Consider the following 1,019-nt stretch of genomic DNA (forward strand, 5'->3'; position numbering starts at 1 on the left):
GCGTGTGCGACATCGGTAGCAGCCTTTGCAACAGTTCGCGATATTTTCGGCCCAGAGAAAAGCGGCAAGATGATCAGCTACCTTAATGGTGCGATCTGCTTTATTCCGGCACTGGCCCCAATCTTAGGTAGCTGGTTAACACAGCAATTCGATTGGCGTGCAAACTTCAGCTTTATGGCTGGTTTTGCGGTTGTCTCAGGAACGTTGATGTTCTTGATGATGAAGGAAACCAACCCTGCAACCGAGAAACAAGCGGTATTCAAGGTAAGTCGTTACTGGTCGGTACTGAGCACGCCATCTTTCATTTTCCACGCGTCACTATGTTTGATGGCCATGGCGGTTATCTTAGCTTACGTGACGTCAGCACCGTCGGTATTGATGACAGGCATGGGCCTTTCAATGAATGAGTTCACATTCTGGTTTGGCATTAACGCGGTTATCAACATCGCTGGTTGTATGTTGGCACCGAAGTTCATGGAACGTTTTGGCACACACAACACGCTTGTGGTTGGTATCTCGACGTTGGCTCTGGCTGGTGTGGTGATGCTGGTGATGAATGGCCAAAACACGGCGCTGTCGTTCATGCTGCCAATCTTTATGTCGTCCGTTGGTTTTGCTTTGATTCTTGGCGGCGCCGCGGGCAAGGCGTTGGAACCATTCGGTGATAAAGCGGGCACAGCCGCGGCGCTACTTGGTTTGTTCCAAATGAGCGGTTCTGGTTTGTTAGTGGGTACCTTACAGCGTTTGCCGTTTGATCTACAAACATTGATTGCTATTCATATGTGGGTATTGCTACCAGCATTGGTGATTCTATTTTCAAAGGCTGGTAAGAGCTGGCACGCACGCTTCGCTAATGCGTAAATCAGTGTAATTTAGTATTTTCCAATGTATGTAACGCGTGTATATTTGTCGTTCACACTTTTCCTGACACCATAATGGAATTCAAAAAGTAATGTCGTTAACCACGTATGAAATGGCTCGTATTCTAGAGCAAATGGAAGATTCACCAGAAAAGGTGA

At 47.2% G+C, this 1,019-nt stretch carries 1 protein-coding gene; it reads left to right on the forward strand.

From position 1 onward, the window contains the following. Window positions 1–861: MFS transporter (locus R7P35_RS26420; RefSeq protein ID WP_318093459.1), on the forward strand; the 861-nt coding region annotated here is incomplete at its 5' end. Between the last annotated feature and the right edge of the window lie 158 nt (window positions 862–1,019).

This window comes from Vibrio sp. Vb0304 (assembly GCF_033338995.1).
In the GTDB taxonomy this organism is placed as follows: Bacteria; Pseudomonadota; Gammaproteobacteria; order Enterobacterales; family Vibrionaceae; genus Vibrio; species Vibrio alginolyticus.